Source organism: Bradyrhizobium quebecense (assembly GCF_013373795.3).
In the GTDB taxonomy this organism is placed as follows: Bacteria; Pseudomonadota; Alphaproteobacteria; order Rhizobiales; family Xanthobacteraceae; genus Bradyrhizobium; species Bradyrhizobium quebecense.
The window spans coordinates 1-14,129 of the sequence record NZ_CP088022.1; the positions used below are offsets into that span (position 1 = coordinate 1).

General features: G+C 61.5%; 11 protein-coding genes, 2 pseudogenes and 1 other annotated feature. Of the genes and pseudogenes, 10 read left to right on the forward strand and 3 right to left on the reverse strand.

Going from position 1 to position 14,129, the window contains the following annotated elements:
- Positions 1–2: 2 nt before the first annotated feature.
- A pseudogene (locus tag HU230_RS00005) lies at positions 3–814 on the reverse strand (IS3 family transposase); the annotation flags it as partial.
- Positions 413–530: a sequence feature (AL1L pseudoknot), on the reverse strand. (Overlaps the previous pseudogene by 118 nt.)
- Before the next feature lie 333 nt (positions 815–1,147).
- On the opposite strand from HU230_RS00005, the gene HU230_RS00010 reads away from it, so the two are divergent.
- The 4 genes and pseudogenes from HU230_RS00010 to HU230_RS00025 all read left to right on the forward strand — a co-directional run bounded on the left by HU230_RS00010 (position 1,148) and on the right by HU230_RS00025 (position 7,198).
- A complete protein-coding gene (locus HU230_RS00010) occupies positions 1,148–5,359 on the forward strand; it encodes a Ulp1 family isopeptidase (RefSeq protein WP_224942768.1) in 4,212 nt (1,403 codons plus the stop codon).
- Positions 5,360–5,564: 205 nt separating this feature from the next.
- Positions 5,565–6,107 (forward strand): annotated as a pseudogene (locus HU230_RS00015) (IS256 family transposase); the annotation flags it as partial.
- Positions 6,108–6,277: 170 nt separating this feature from the next.
- The gene (locus HU230_RS00020) at positions 6,278–6,526 is read left to right on the forward strand and encodes a transposase (protein WP_173640844.1); all 249 of its coding nucleotides are present in this window, start codon (positions 6,278–6,280) and stop codon (positions 6,524–6,526) included.
- A gap of 36 nt (positions 6,527–6,562) precedes the next feature.
- On the forward strand, positions 6,563–7,198 hold the full coding sequence (locus tag HU230_RS00025) for an SDR family oxidoreductase (protein WP_173640845.1): 636 nt from the start codon (positions 6,563–6,565) through the stop codon (positions 7,196–7,198).
- Positions 7,199–7,216: 18 nt separating this feature from the next.
- Here the strand turns inward: HU230_RS00025 and HU230_RS00030 are convergent, their stop codons facing one another.
- Positions 7,217–8,110 (reverse strand): LysR family transcriptional regulator, encoded by an 894-nt coding sequence (locus HU230_RS00030; RefSeq protein WP_176533511.1) that lies wholly within the window; start codon positions 8,108–8,110, stop codon positions 7,217–7,219.
- A 296-nt stretch (positions 8,111–8,406) separates the two neighbouring features.
- Between HU230_RS00030 and HU230_RS00035 the strand changes: the two genes are divergently transcribed.
- The 4 genes from HU230_RS00035 to HU230_RS00050 all read left to right on the forward strand — a co-directional run bounded on the left by HU230_RS00035 (position 8,407) and on the right by HU230_RS00050 (position 11,560).
- A complete protein-coding gene (locus tag HU230_RS00035; protein ID WP_173640847.1) occupies positions 8,407–8,802 on the forward strand; it encodes a (R)-mandelonitrile lyase in 396 nt (131 codons plus the stop codon).
- A gap of 88 nt (positions 8,803–8,890) precedes the next feature.
- Positions 8,891–9,862: an aldo/keto reductase gene (locus HU230_RS00040; RefSeq protein ID WP_173640848.1), complete on the forward strand. Its 972-nt coding sequence runs from the start codon at positions 8,891–8,893 to the stop codon at positions 9,860–9,862.
- A gap of 41 nt (positions 9,863–9,903) precedes the next feature.
- A complete protein-coding gene (locus HU230_RS00045; RefSeq protein WP_173640849.1) occupies positions 9,904–10,668 on the forward strand; it encodes an SDR family NAD(P)-dependent oxidoreductase in 765 nt (254 codons plus the stop codon).
- A 188-nt stretch (positions 10,669–10,856) separates the two neighbouring features.
- Positions 10,857–11,560 (forward strand): IS5 family transposase gene (locus tag HU230_RS00050; protein WP_371821831.1). Its coding sequence is split into 2 segments (ribosomal slippage): positions 10,857–11,100 and positions 11,100–11,560, totalling 705 coding nucleotides; the frame shifts between segments, so codons are not numbered across the junction.
- Here the strand turns inward: HU230_RS00050 and HU230_RS00055 are convergent.
- A complete protein-coding gene (locus tag HU230_RS00055; protein ID WP_224924249.1) occupies positions 11,557–12,840 on the reverse strand; it encodes a tyrosine-type recombinase/integrase in 1,284 nt (427 codons plus the stop codon). The genes HU230_RS00050 and HU230_RS00055 overlap by 4 nt on opposite strands.
- A 407-nt stretch (positions 12,841–13,247) precedes the next feature.
- Between HU230_RS00055 and HU230_RS00060 the strand changes: the two genes are divergently transcribed.
- Together HU230_RS00060 and HU230_RS00065 are read left to right on the forward strand one after the other, a co-directional pair.
- Entirely contained in the window at positions 13,248–13,532 is a 285-nt protein-coding gene (locus HU230_RS00060; RefSeq protein WP_224924250.1) for a hypothetical protein, read from the forward strand.
- A gap of 207 nt (positions 13,533–13,739) precedes the next feature.
- Positions 13,740–14,066, forward strand: coding sequence for a hypothetical protein (locus HU230_RS00065; RefSeq protein ID WP_176533510.1), 327 nt, complete (start codon positions 13,740–13,742; stop codon positions 14,064–14,066).
- The last annotated feature ends 63 nt before the right edge of the window (positions 14,067–14,129 follow it).

A 14,129-nucleotide genomic window follows, 5' to 3' on the forward strand; every position in this document is an offset into this window, starting at 1 on the left:
CCCACAATCCTGCGGGCATAGGCGTCGATGACAAAGGCGACGTAGACAAAACCCGTCCAGGTCGCGACATAGGTGAAGTCGGAGAGCCAGAGAACGTTCGGCCTTGGCGCCTTGAACGGGCGATTGACGTGATCCAGCAGGCGTGGCGCAGCCTTGTCGCTGATCGTGGTCTTGATGGGTTTGCCGTGGATCACCCTTGCAAACCCATGTTCCGCATAAGTCGCGACACTGTGCAACGGGCAACATCGAAGCCTTCGCGCTTGAGCTGGCGCCAGACCTTGCGCACGCCGTAGAGGGAAAAGTTTTGATCGAAGGCGCGCCGAACCTCGATCTTCAGGGCGGCGTCCGGCTTGGCGCACGTCGACAGCCTGGCGGGATCGCGCCGTTTGGCCACATGGGCGTGGTAGGTCGAGGGGGCGATCAGGCAACACCTGACAGATCGGCTCGACCCCATGCGCCCCACGATGATCGTCAATGAAGGCGATCATGGCTTGGACCGGCGGTCGAGCTCCGCCATCGCAAGATAAGCGCTCGCCTTGCGCAGGATCTCGTTGGCCTGTCGAAGCTCACGGTTCTCCCGTTCCAGGGCCCTCAGCTTCTCGGCCATCTCCGTCGGAACGCCGGTCCGCTGCCCGCTGTCGATCTCGACCTTCTTGACCCAGTCATGTAGCGTCTGCGGTGTGCAGCCAATCTTGGCGGCAATCGATCTCACCGCCGCCCACCGCGAAGGGTGCTCGCTGGCGTGATCCGGAACCATCCGAACCGCACGGGCCCGAACCTCGGGTGAAAACTTGTTCGTCGTCTTGCTCGTCATGGCTCCATCCTCTCGGGAGTTGGAGCCTCCGGCAAACCCGGGGCGGTTCAGACTGCAACAAAAGTGAGTCAGAGCCAATTTTTTACGTCGTCCCACAGCGCTCGTCAGGTACTCGACAGCTTCCTCTCATAGCAAAAATTGTGGGGAAGAACATCCGAGTGTCCGACTGCCTGCGGCGCGGACGGTTCGGATCCACGCTGGTTTGTTGCTGGATCCAACGTTGAGAGCACATTCTGTGCTGTGGATTTGGTCGCCGCGCTGCCGTCTCGATTGCCCCGCGCATGAGATCCAAACCGAGCTCTGATGCGCCTATATCTTCGAAAGTGAGAACGGATGGATTTCACCTCAACTAGCCGATTGCAGCAACAATCGAACAGCGCCGCCCAGCAAGAGACTGCACCGGTGTCCCCGTCGACAGACGCGGCGGCCTTTGAGCGGCAGCTAAGCGAGATCACCCGTCCAGGTGATCGTGTGCTGATGCAGACCCCCCCCCATCAAGTCGCCGCATCGCCATCGGAGGCGCAGCCCATCATGCAGGCGAGCGGGCGCGAATGCCCTCCAGCGTCGCAGGGTAAAGGCGGCGGGCCGATGCCAGGCGCCTCGGCGCTGCAGCCTGGCCAGTCAACAGAGGTTTACGGTACCCGCAGGCGTCCTCTTTATTCCCAAGATGCTGACCTTATTTTGGAGCTTGAGGAGGCCTTCATCAAAGGGGGGGCTGCCGAACGCACTGCCAAGGAGAATGTAGGTCATCTTCTCAGATTGGGCCGCTGGCTCTTTGAAAACAAAAAGCAGGCCATTGCTGCTCGGCTCGACGACGAGTCGTTGACCGTTGATGCGTGCGAGTTCTTCGGAAAGGGTAATCCCACGAGACTCCTTACGGCAATAGGTCATCTCCGGACCTCGCAGTCGACGGGCGGAATCGTGCCGATCGCAGACCGCGCTAAGCTGAATCCTTATCCCCAGGACGCGGCTCTCATCAAAGAGTACAAAAACGAAGCAACGACAGGTACCGCCAGTACCTATGCATTTGCCCTTAGCAGTTTCAGTGACTACCTGCGTGAAAACAACAAGAAGGGCATTGCTGCTCGGCTTTCCGGCAAGGCGTTGGATGGAGATGTCGGAGACTATAAGAAGGACGCCGGTGGTAATAGGCGGATCGGTGCCGCACTGACCCATCTCCGAAAATCGTCGGCCGGCGCTAAGGCGATGGAGCTTGAGCGCCATATTTCCCCCTTTCCTGATCCCGAACGCGCGGCCCTGATGGAGCCGAGGCGGGTCAGCGACGCCGCTGCGGAGCACAGCGCGTCGCAGCGAGCTTTCAGTCGGCCAGAGGAGCTTCCTGCAGAAGGCTACGATCAGGATTTGGTTTTGGGGCTGATGGACGAACCCGGTCCGTCGCACTCGGCGCTGCAGCCGGCTCGATCAACTGGGGTTCGCAGGAAGCAGCCTCTTTATTCCGAGGACGGTCCCCTTATTTCGGGGCTTGAGAAGGCCCTCATCAAGGGCGGGGCCACCGAAATCACCGCCAAGGCCAATGTATGGCCCCTTCGCAGCTTTGGCCGCTGGCTTGTCGCAAATAACAAAGAGTCCATTGCTGCTCGGCTTAACGACGAGTCGTTGACCGTTGATGCGCGCGAGTTCTTCGGAAAGGGTAACCCCACGAGACTCCTTACGGCAATAGGTCATCTCCGGACCTCGCAGTCGACAGGCGGAATCGTGCCGATCGCAGACCGCGCTAAGCTGAATCCTTATCCCCAGGACGCGGCTCTCATCAAAGAGTACAAAAACGAAGCAGCGACAGGTACCGCCATTACCTATGCATTTACCCTTAGCAGTTTCAGTGACTACCTGCGTGAAAACAACAAGCCGGGCATTGCTGTTCGGCTTTCCGGCAAGGCGTTGGATGGAGATGTCGAGGATTATAAGAAGGACGCCGGTGGTAATAGGCGGATCGGTGCCGCGCTGGCCTATCTCCGAAAATCGTCGGCCGGCGCTAAGGCGATGGAGCTCGAGCGCCATATTTCCCCCTTTCCTGATCCCGAAGACGCGGCCCTGATGGAGACGAGGCGGGTCGGCGACGCCGCTGCGCGGCACAACGCGTCGCAGCGAGCTTTCAGTTGGCCAGAGAAGCTTCCTGCGGAAGCCCACGATCAGGATTTGGTTTTGGGGCTGATGGACGAACCCGGCCCGTCGTCCTCGGCGCTGCAGCCGGCTCGATCAACTGGGGTTCGCAGGAAGCAGTCTCTTTATTCCGAGGACGCTCCCCTTATTTCGGGGCTTGAGGAGGCCCTCATCAAGGGCGGGGCCACCGAAACCACTGCCAAGTACAATGTAAATCGCCTTCTCAGCTTTGGCCGCTGGCTCTTCGCAAATAACAAAAAGTCCATTGCTGCTCGGCTCGACGACGAGTCGTTGACTGTTGATGCGCGCGAGTTCTTCGGAAAGGGTAATCCCACGAGACTCCTTACGGCAATAGATCATCTCCGGACCTCGCAGTCGACGGGCGGAATCGTGCCGATCGCAGACCGCGCTAAGCTGAATTCTTATCCCCAGGACGCGGCTCTCATCAAGGAGTACAAAAACGAAGCAACGACAGGTACCGCCAGTACCTATGCATTTGCCCTTAGCAGTTTCAGTGACTACCTGCGTGAAAACAACAAGAAGGGCATTGCTGCTCGGCTTTCCGGCAAGGCGTTGGATGGAGATGTCGAGGACTATAAGGACGCCGGTGGTAATAGGCGGATCGGTGCCGCACTGACCCATCTCCGAAAATCGCAGGCTGGCGCTAAAGCGATGGAGCTCGAGCGCCATATTTCCCCCGGTCCTGATCCCGAAGACGCGGCACTGATGGAGCCGATGCCCGCCGGCGGCGCCGCTGCGCAGCACAGCGCGTCGCAGGACGCGGGCAGTTGGCCAAAGGAGCTGCTTCCTGTAGAAGGCTACGATCAGGATTTGCTTTGGGAGCTGATGGACGAACCCGGCCCGTCGTCATCTCTTCTTGAGCCAGCCGCGCGCCATGACCAGTCATCGGATCCCGGAGAGTCCATTCGTCCCTTGAATTGGGGCTACGACCGCCAGCAGTTCCCGGACGAGCCGATCGGTGCACTTGCCAAGAGCAACCTCCTGCCAAGCGAGGAGGTCGTCATCAACGATGAGCATGACACAGCTGAATTGAGGCCAGCGAAGAGGCCGAGGACCCTAGACAATCTGCACGGCGTTGCCATTGAGCGGCAACTGAGCGAGATCGTCGCTTCAGGCGGTCGCCTGCTGACGTCGGCCCCCACCCATCAACTGGGTGCATCGCCATGGCAGGCGCAGCCGACGATGCAGGGGAGTGGGTACCAAGATGCCACGGCGCTGCAGCGAGCTGTCAGTCGGCCATTGGTCCTCCCGGAAGGTTATAATCAGGATCTGCGTTTGATGGTGGAAGACGGCCCACCGTGGCCCGGGGTTCCCCCGGAGCAGGCGCAGGACATAGTCCAAGCTGGACAGCAGGAACCTGCCTGGTCCGCCTCAACCTGGTCGCCGCAGATGCCGCTCAACTTTGATTGGAGTATGTGGCCGATGCTGGAAGCATCGCCAGCGCAGGCTGCCAGGGCTCGTTCAAGCACCTACGCTGGTCTTGAGCCATTTCTTGCTCTGAATGCGCCGACACCGTCCGAGTTGGGCGACGACGCTCACTTTGCGCCAGCGCACTCTACCAGGGCTCCCTCAGACATCTACGCTGGTCTTGAGCCATTTCTTGCTCTGAATGCGCCGACACCGTCCGAGTTGCGCGACGATGCTCACTTTGAGCCAGCGCAGGCTGCCGGGGCTCGCTCAAGCACCTACGGCGGTCCTCCATTGGTTGATCTGACTGCGGCCACGCCGTCTGAATCACGCGGCGATGTTAATTCTGTGCCGGCGTTTCCGAGCACCTCCTACGATGCTCAGATCGGGGCTTTAGGTCCGACAGCCTCGCCTCACGGCCGCGGGCTGGTGCTCGAGGACACGGAATGGCTGGGCGACGAGCATGTCCTGAGAGATTACCAGCTCCTGGCGCAAGAGTTGGGGGGGGACAATCCGAATCTCGCCGCCCGGACGCGGTTCGTGGATCCTCTCATAACCCTTGTTAGCCTGCGCTTGGGCACCGAGAGCGAAATGCTACGCGCATTCCAGCGCATCGTCCATGATCAGAATGGTGACGACACAGCCGACTTCCTGTTCCTGCCAGTGAACAATGCCCGTGCTACGAATCTCCCCGGCACCCATTGGTCGTTGCTGTTTGTTGATCGCCGCGACCGCGAAAGGCCGGTTGCCTATCGCTACGACTCCATGGGGGAATACAACAACACGCCCGCAGCAGAGCTCGCAGCAAGGCTGGGCGCCCGCCTGGAGTCACGCGGCATGACCCAGCAGCTGAACACTTATGATTGCGGCGTCTTCGTGGTGGACGGCACGCGGGCGCTGGTTAGGCAATTGGAGCAAGGACGAGCACCACACCTGCTGAACCTCAGCAGCCTCGTTGCCAATCGGCGGGCGCTGCAGAACCGACTCAGGGGCTGATGTCGTACGCATACGACGAAGCTTTCAATTACCCATAATTTCGCCGACTCGCGCTGATCCGCGAAATCTTGAATCGAAAGTATCACTTGTGATTCGGGGATGTCCCGGGTTCTGTTGAATTTCTGAAGAGGTCGGCGTTGCCCACCTTGAGCCGGTAGGCTCGGGGTGCTGATTCCACAAAGAAGAGCAACGCCATGATAGAGATATCACACCGGCTGGTTGGCCGGCGACCGGGGCGGTGGACGAAGCGTTTGCAGAAGTGCGGGCGAGCTTCGATCGGTTCTGCCTTGCGGCAGGGATCGAGGCGCTCGGCACGATGATGGAGGCGGATGTTGTGGCGGGCCGCGCCACGATCGCGAGGCGGCGCGGCGGACGCACCTTGGGCCGAACGCGGGGACGGATCGGCTTCCACGGCGGCAAGATCGAGGTCGAGCGCCCGCGGGTCCGGGGCGTGGATGGCGGCGAGGTCACGATCCCGAGCTGGGAAACGGCGGCGCAGGAGGATTGGCTCGGTCGCGGGGCGATGAACCTGATGCTGATCAATGTGTCGACGCGCCGGTTCGGCCGCGCCGTCCGGCTGCCCGAGGGTGACGTGCCGGTACCGCCCGGATCGGGGGTTTCGAAGTCGGCGGCCTCGCGGAGGTTCGTAGCGCTGTCGGCGGTGCGGCTGGCTGACTTCATGGCTGCCGATCTGTCCACGCTCGACCTTCTGGTGGTCCAAATCGACGGGCTGCATCTCGGTGCGGATTCCGATGATCTCGCCCGGGTGTACCGATTTGATCTCGCCCAGGATTCCGAGATGATCTCGCCCACCATTCCGATTTGATGTCGCCCGGGGGCGCGAGTGAAATGGACCCCGATTTTGGGATCAGAGGTCAGTTGGAAAAGGGCCGCTCCGTTTGATACACGGAGGGCATGATGACGACGAAGACGAGACGCAAGATCGACGCGGCACTGAAGGCAAAGATTGCGCTGGAAGCCGTGCGGGAGCAGGCGACGGTGGCCGATCTGGCCCAGCGCTATGAGGTTCACCCGAACCAGATCTATGCCTGGAAGAAGCAACTGCTGGACCAGGCGGCGCGGACTTTGATGTGGGTGCCGGGCGCGAGAGCGAGGAAACGCGCGAACGCGAGATCGAGAAGCTGCACGCCAAGATTGGACAACTGACGGTCGAGCGCGATTTTTAGCGCGGAGGTTCGGAAGATGAGCACGCCGGACCGTCGAGGAATGCTCGATCGCGCGGACAAGGCGCTGTCGATCCCGTCGGCAATGCCTGTTGCTTGGCATCGCGCGCTCCGGGGTCTACCGGCCGCCCCTGTCTTCGGCAGGCTTGATGCCGCCTACAACAATGCCGGCGTCCAGAATGTCGCGGTGGAAGCTGCCGAGTCCACACGGGAGGATTTTGACCGAGTGATTTCGATCAATCTGCGCGGCGTATGGAGTTGCATGAAATTCGAGCTCCGACAGATGCTCAAGCAGGCTAACGGTGCAATCGTCAACTGCTCTTCCATCGGCGGCTTGGTCGCCGGCCCCAAACGCGGAACATACCAGGCCTCGAAGCACGGGGTGTTGGGGCTCACGAAAAGCGCAGCGCTCGACTACGCCGCAAGGGGCATTCGCATCAATGCGGTATGCCCGGGTATCATCCATACGGCAATGTTAGACAAGATGATGGCCACTCAGGCAGACGCCCTCAACGCGATGCTGCAGAACGTTCCCATCGGCCGGCTTGGCCGCCCCGAAGAGATCGCAAGCGCCGTGCTCTGGTTGTGCAGCTCAGAAGCAAGTTTCATGGTCGGTCACGCGCTCGCCGTGGATGGCGGCTATACCATACGTTGAACTGTGGGATCGCCCACATCAGGGACGATGCCGGAGCGCCTCTACCAACAGCGCAAAGGCCGCAGAGGGTTGGCGCCGGCTGGGATAGTACAGATGGTAGCCCGGATACGGAGGGCACCAGTCGTCAAGCACCCGTTTAAGCCGGCCCTTGTTGATGTGTGGTTGCACCAGACCCTCCGGCAGATAGGCCAATCCCAAACCTGCGAGCGCGGCGTGGAACATCTGGGTCGTGGTGCTGAAGAACAGTTGGCCTTCGACGCGAACTTTCAGTGCGCGTGAGCCCTTGCCGAACTCCCAGGCGTATAAGCCACCATGGGTGGGCAGACGCAGATTGATGCAATTGTGCTCAACCAAGTCTTGCGGCTTCTTCGGTACGGGCTGATTTTTGAAATAGGACGGAGCGCCGACCACGGCCATGCGTGCATCCGGTCCGATGCGAACGGCGATCATGTCCTTCGCCACCTGCTCGCCGTCCCGCACCCCGGCATCGAAGCGCTGCGCGACGATATCCGTCAGCCCGTAATCGCTGACGATCTCGACCTTGATGTCCGAATTTTCGCGAAGCAGCTTCGCGAGCTTCGGCAGGAGTACGGCGTCGGTGGCATATTCGGTGGCCGTGATGCGGATCGTGCCCGAGGGTTTTTCCCGAAGGTCGCTCAGGGCCGCAAGCTCCCCCTCGATCTCCTCTATCCTCGGGCTGACGTTTCGCAGAAGGCGCTCGCCGGCAGCCGTGGGCGACACGCTCCGCGTAGTGCGCGTCAGCAGGCGCAGCTTGAGACGGGCTTCGAGCTCCTTGACGGTGTAGCTGAGCGCCGACTGCGACACGCCTAGTTTCGCCGCTGCCTTTGTGAAACTCCCCTCCTGGGCGACGACGAGAAAGACCGAGAGATCGTCGAGATTGCCACGCCGCATTTATCGATCCTGTTGATAGGTCCATCCCGATTATAGCGTCTAATCCCTATAGATGCGCGCGCTAAATTAGGAGCAGCGATTACCGAAGCGGCCCCCCCCCCCCGCGACGCGACGGAGTTCGTCCGATGGACAGGGCGCACACGCTCTTACGGCTTTGCGGAAGCGCCCCGACGCCGGCGCAGCATGCCTTCACCCGAAGGAGCGTTCTCTGGGCCGGTGCCGCATTGGCGACGCTGATACCAACGCCTGCGGCCTTTGCACGCGCTGCGACAGTCAACAATGGAAGGTATGGAACGATGGACATCAAACGCAACGGCTCGCGGCCGTCCGGCAAAGGTCCCGAAGCATGGTTCAGCGGTAGCGTCCGGGTGGATCCGCTGTTTCAGGTGGGCGACCCGACACGCATCAGCGGCGGTCAAGTGACCTTTGAGGCAGGTGCCCGAACCATGTGGCACACCCACCCGCTCGGCCAGACTCTCATCGTCACGACCGGACTTGGCTGGGTGCAGAGCGAGGGTAGCCCGGTCGAGGAAATCCGCCCCGGCGATGTCGTCTGGTTTCCGCCTGGCGAGAAGCATTGGCATGGCGCGACACCGACGAATGCGATGACGCACATCGCCATCACGGAATCGCTCGACGGCAAGAATGTCGAGTGGATGGAAAAGGTCAGCGACGAGCAATACCACAAGTGACCCTGTGCGCGGACACCTCGCTGCGTCGACGCGTCCGAGCGAATCGGCCGCGGGCCGCGGGGGCGACCGTCAAACAAGGAGATTTAGCATGCAAACGCGCAAGCTTGGCGATCTTACCGTCTCGGCCATCGGCCTGGGCTGCATGGGCCTCAACTACCATCGGGGTCCCGCTCCGAACCGCGCCGACATGATCGCGCTCGTCCGGGCCGCTGTCGAGCGCGGCGTCACCTTCTTCGACACCGCCGAGGTCTACGGCCCGTTCACGAACGAGGAACTCGTAGGCGAGGCGCTGGAGCCGTTCCGGAGGGACGTCGTCATCGCCACCAAGTTCGGCCACGACCTTGATACCGACGGGCTCGACAGTCGCCCCGAACGCATACGACAGGCCGTCGAAGGCTCGTTGAAGCGGCTGCGGGTCGAGGCGATCGACCTGCTGTACCAGCATCGGGTCGATCCCGACGTTCCGATCGAGGACGTCGCCGGCGCGGTGAGGGATCTCATCGCCCAAGGCAAGGTCAAGCACTTCGGCCTGAGCGAGGCTGGCGCCTCGACCATCCGCCGCGCCCATGCCGTGCAGCGGGTCGCGGCGGTCCAGAGCGAATATTCGCTCTGGTGGCGCCAGCCCGAGAAGGAGGTGCTGCCGGTCTGCGGCGAGCTGGGGATCGGCTTCGTCCCCTTCAGTCCCCTCGGACGGGGATTTCTGACAGGCAAGATCGACGAGACCACCTCGTTCGGTGGCAACGATAACCGCGCGAGCCTGCCGCGCTTCACTCCCGAGGCGCGCAAGGCTAACCGTGCTGTGGTCGATTTGCTGGAACGGATCGGCGCGCAGAAGCGCGCCACGCCTGCGCAGATCGCGCTGGCCTGGCTGCTGGCGCAGAAGCCGTGGATCGTCCCGATCCCCGGCACGACCAAGCTCGGCCGCCTCGATGAGAACATCGGCGCGGCCGCGATCGAGCTTACGCGCGAGGACATCCGCAACATGGATGCCGCCGCCGCGAAGATCAAAATCGTAGGCGACCGCTACCCGCCGGCAGAAGCCGAGCGCGCGCAGCGCTGACTGCACGCGTGCCGGAACGACGAACATACAGGAGAGCTACCATGAAGATCTCATTCGAAGGAAAGGTCGCGCTAGTGACGGGCGCGGCGTCCGGTTTGGGCCACGCCACGGCAAAGGCTTTCGCGGAATCGGGAGCCTCCGTCGCGCTCGCCGACTGGAACGAGAGGGCAACGCACGCTGCGGTCGACGAACTGATCGCGCAGGGCCATAAGGCCATAGGTATTCGGTGCGACGTCTCGGATGACGCGCAGGTCGAAGCCATGGTCGCGGAGACGGTCGCAGCCTTCGGAAGGCTCGACGCGGCCTATAACAACGCGGGAGTCCAGAACGTTCTGGCCGAGACGGCCGACACGACCCGCGAGGATTACGACCGCGTCATGGGCATCAATCTTCGTGGCGAATGGAGCTGCATGAAGTTCGAGTTGCGTCGGATGCGCGAACAGGGAAGCGGGGCCATAGTCAATTGCTCATCGCTTGGTGGACTCATCGGCGGCGCCGAGCGCGGCATCTACCACGCCGCAAAACATGGGGTAGTCGGATTCACCAAGAGCGCGGCTCTGGAATATGCGGCTCGGGGCATCCGTATCAACGCCGTTTGCCCCGGACTTATCCGGACGCCGATGTCCGATCAAATGGTTGCGGCCGGACAAGGCGACGAGCTCAAGGCCATGGAAAAGAGCATTCCGATGGGACGGGTCGGCCGGCCCGAGGAGATTGCAAATGCGGTCCTCTGGCTCTGCAGCGACGCCGCCAGCTACGTCACCGGCCAGTCGATCTCCGTGGACGGCGGCTTCATAATGCGCTGACAAAGTCGCTGAGAGTCATTTTCGAGGGATTCAGCAGGCGATCTGCAGGTTGCCATCCGCTTCTGCCCGTAATGCCCGACCGGCGCCGGCCCAGAAGCGTTGCGGACGGCCAGGCCACTGTGATTCAAGTTCCCAAACTGGGGGCTCGAATCATGCGCTACGAACTCGCCGACTAGGAATGGGCTGCCATCAAGCCGCGTGGCGTTCCTCGGGTAAATGACCGTCGTGTCCTCAATGGCATCTTCTGGGTCTTGCGATCGGGAGCGCCCTGGCGTGACCTGCCGGAGGCGTTTGGCCCATACACGACTTGCTACAACCGTTTCATCCGCTGGCGGCGGGCCGGTGTCTGGGGCCGCATCATTGACGCACTTGCCTCTGCCCATGATGCCACTGTCCAGATGATCGACACCTCCATTGTCCGCGTGCATCAGATGGAGCCTGCATCACAAAGAACAAGCGCCAATTGACAGGAAGGTCACGCGGCGGCTTGACGAGCAAGATTCATGCGGTGGTCGATAGCAATGGTCTGCCAGTACGGCTGGCGCTGAGCCCCGGTGAGGCCCACGACGTTAGACTTGCCGGAAGGCTGCTGTCTCGCCTGAAATCCGGGTCGATGCTTGCCGACCGCGGCTACGATGCCGACTGGATCAGAGAACTCGCCATGAAGAAAGGCGCATGGGCCAACATCCCGCCGAAAAGTAATCGCAGCGACCCGATCTGCTTCAGCCCCTATCTCTACCGCGCTCGCAACCGGGTCGAGCGGTTCTTCAACAGGATCAAACAATGTCGTCGGGTCGCAACGCGCTACGACAGGCTTGCTGCCAACTACCTTGCCTTCGTTCAACTCGCGTCAATCAGGCTATGGCTGCGCCTTAATGAGTCCGCGTCCTAGGAGTGGATCCCGACAGCCTCGTGGAGACATCTAAGATCAGAGAGCGCGGCGCCCGCTATCACATTGTCAACATGTGCCGGCTTTTGGGCCAACAAGGCCGTAACGTGTTCCGCCCAGCGCTGAAGCGCCTTGCGCATTTCGGTTGCATACCGAGCGCGGTTATATACCCCGGCGACGCCGGCCCTGTGGCCGCTGACATGGTTTAGGATTGCTTCCACGACGTGCGGCAACACGCCAAGCCGGTCGGCCATCACCGTGGACGCCGATCTCCGGAGATCGTGAACCGTCCAATGGGGCAGGGGTTCGCCTAGGGCCTCGGCGATGCGCTCGTCAAGCGCGGCCTTCGACTTTGACCAGCCGGAGAACCCACGGTGTGGGTCACCGCTGCGTCGGGGTCCGTCACCGAAGAGGAAGTCTCGGCCGGTTCGGCGGGGCGGGAGTAGGGCCAAGGCGGCGGGAACCAGCGGGAGGGAGTGCTCGCGATGGTTCTTGGTCCGGGCGCTTGGCAGCGTCCAGATCCCCGAAGAGGTATTAAGTTCGGCCCATTGCATGCTGCCCACTTCATCGCGGCGTTGGGCTGTGACCAGCAACAAACGCACAATGCGCCCGTAATCGTCATCGCCACAGGCGTGCCAGATGACTGATAGCTCCGTCTCCGTGAGGACCCGTTCGCGGCTTCCCGGTTGCGCAGGTCGGTTAGTGCCGAGAACCGGGTTCGCGGCGATATCGAGGCCCTCGCGTATTGCCCAGTTGAACATTGAGGACAGGGCTGTACGGGCGCGGGCCGCTGAGACCTTTCCATGACGTGATGCGATGTCAGCGATACGAGCCGAGATATGACCCCGGGTGATCTGGAAGACCGAGACAGGATGCAAAGGTTTCCAACTGACCAACAGGTACCGTTCTATTCCCGCATAGGTCCCGGGCCTCAACCTTTGTTTGGCGTTCCGGAGATATTGATTTGCGATCACCCGGAGGGTGTCGGCCGCCTGCATGCGGGCCTTGGCCTTCTCGTCCGCCGGGTCTTTGCCATCGGCAACCAGGCCCAAAAGCCGCTTGGCTTCCCTGCGTGCAAGCTCGGGCGTCCAGGGGGCGCCATGAGGACCGATGGTAACAAAGCGCTGCCGGCCGAACATTCGGTACTTGAGGACGTAGGTCGCCTGGTCACGTTGACGCCGAACGCCAAAACCCCGCACCGCTTGGCGGTGGTCTGCGTCCCAAATAGCTTCGCCTGACTTGAGCGCTTGTACTGCGCGAATCGTTATACTTGAGACCGCCATCGATCGCCTCTGTAGCTACCATATAGCTACCACCATAACCCCAATTGGAGCGCAGTTAAGGCGAGGCGCGGCGGGCTTAACTATTGATAATAATGAGATTTTCGCGAAAACGGCGGGAATATCGTAATGCCGGCGGAGCTCTTGTTTTGTCTGTGGAACAGGAGGTCGGTGGTTCGAGCCCACCCAACTGTACCATCCACACGATCACCCACCGCAACGTCGCAAGGTCAGGACAGCGCAAGATCGCTTTCCGTCTCCTTGATCGCCGCCAGCGTGTCATCTCGCCCGCTTGCACTTCCTCGTGCCTTCACCCACACTCCCCGAAACGACGCCTTAACGACGCCTTAGTGACGCCTTTTGGGGGGGGATGCATGGGGACCGCCGGTTCAAGGAGTTTTTCGTTTGCGTTGATATCAGCGCTCACCTTTACCGCGCTGTTGCTCCCGGGCCGGGGTGAGGCCTACACGCCCGATCAGCAGCAGGCCTGCACGCCGGACGCGTTCCGGCTTTGTGGCCCCGAGATTCCCGATGTCGATCGCATCACGGCCTGCATGATCAGGAACAGGGCGCAGCTGTCGCCGGCCTGCCGCGTGTTCTTCCGCGCAGATCCCGAGCCGCGCGAGGCGAGCGAGCGGCGGCCTGCGAAGCGAAAGGTCTCCAAGTCGCACAAGGCGAAGAAGTCTACCCACTGATCTTGTTCCCATCACGCGCATGCGAGAGCCGCGAGCCCCGGCGCGTTGTCTTGACGCAAACCGTTGTGCATCCGCGCGTGCTGATCGCTTGGCGGCGATTTCAAGACCGTCATGCGCGGCAGACTGACGCCTTGTGACGCTGTCACGCAGCATCATCTCTGAGGCTGGTGCTGTTTGCAGAATCCGTTTCGCGACGGAACGGATGGAGTGAGGCGCGTGAGCGAATACGACAAGCGAGAGATCGATCGGCACTTCGCCTGGTTCGAAGCCAAGCTTCCGGAAAGGTCGGCGCGCTTCGTCGCGTGGCTGCGCAAGCCGTCGTCGCGCTATGTGCGGATTCCGCTCGCGATCCTCCTGATCATCGGCGGCATCTTCAGCTTCCTGCCGGTGCTCGGACTCTGGATGCTGCCGCTCGGACTCCTTTTGTTCGCGCAGGATGTGCCGTTCTTGCAGAAACCGACGGCGCAATTGCTCGGCTGGATCGAGCGCAAGTGGATCGCGCGCCAGCGCGCCAAGACTGCCGAAAAGCGCTAGGCGTGAGTCTTATCAAACGCTTAGCGCTTCCATTTTCGGTTGTGTCATAAGTTGAGTGTGACT

Excerpts from the sequence above, each read along its gene's own strand:
- HU230_RS00010 (WP_224942768.1), top strand. The coding sequence starts at position 1,148 with ATGGATTTCACCTCAACTAGCCGATTGCAGCAACAATCGAACAGCGCC.
- HU230_RS00020 (WP_173640844.1), top strand. The coding sequence starts at position 6,278 with ATGACGACGAAGACGAGACGCAAGATCGACGCGGCACTGAAGGCAAAG.
- HU230_RS00025 (WP_173640845.1), top strand. The coding sequence starts at position 6,563 with ATGAGCACGCCGGACCGTCGAGGAATGCTCGATCGCGCGGACAAGGCG.
- HU230_RS00030 (WP_176533511.1), bottom strand. The coding sequence starts at position 8,110 with ATGCGGCGTGGCAATCTCGACGATCTCTCGGTCTTTCTCGTCGTCGCC.
- HU230_RS00035 (WP_173640847.1), top strand. The coding sequence starts at position 8,407 with ATGGACATCAAACGCAACGGCTCGCGGCCGTCCGGCAAAGGTCCCGAA.
- HU230_RS00040 (WP_173640848.1), top strand. The coding sequence starts at position 8,891 with ATGCAAACGCGCAAGCTTGGCGATCTTACCGTCTCGGCCATCGGCCTG.
- HU230_RS00045 (WP_173640849.1), top strand. The coding sequence starts at position 9,904 with ATGAAGATCTCATTCGAAGGAAAGGTCGCGCTAGTGACGGGCGCGGCG.
- HU230_RS00055 (WP_224924249.1), bottom strand. The coding sequence starts at position 12,840 with ATGGCGGTCTCAAGTATAACGATTCGCGCAGTACAAGCGCTCAAGTCA.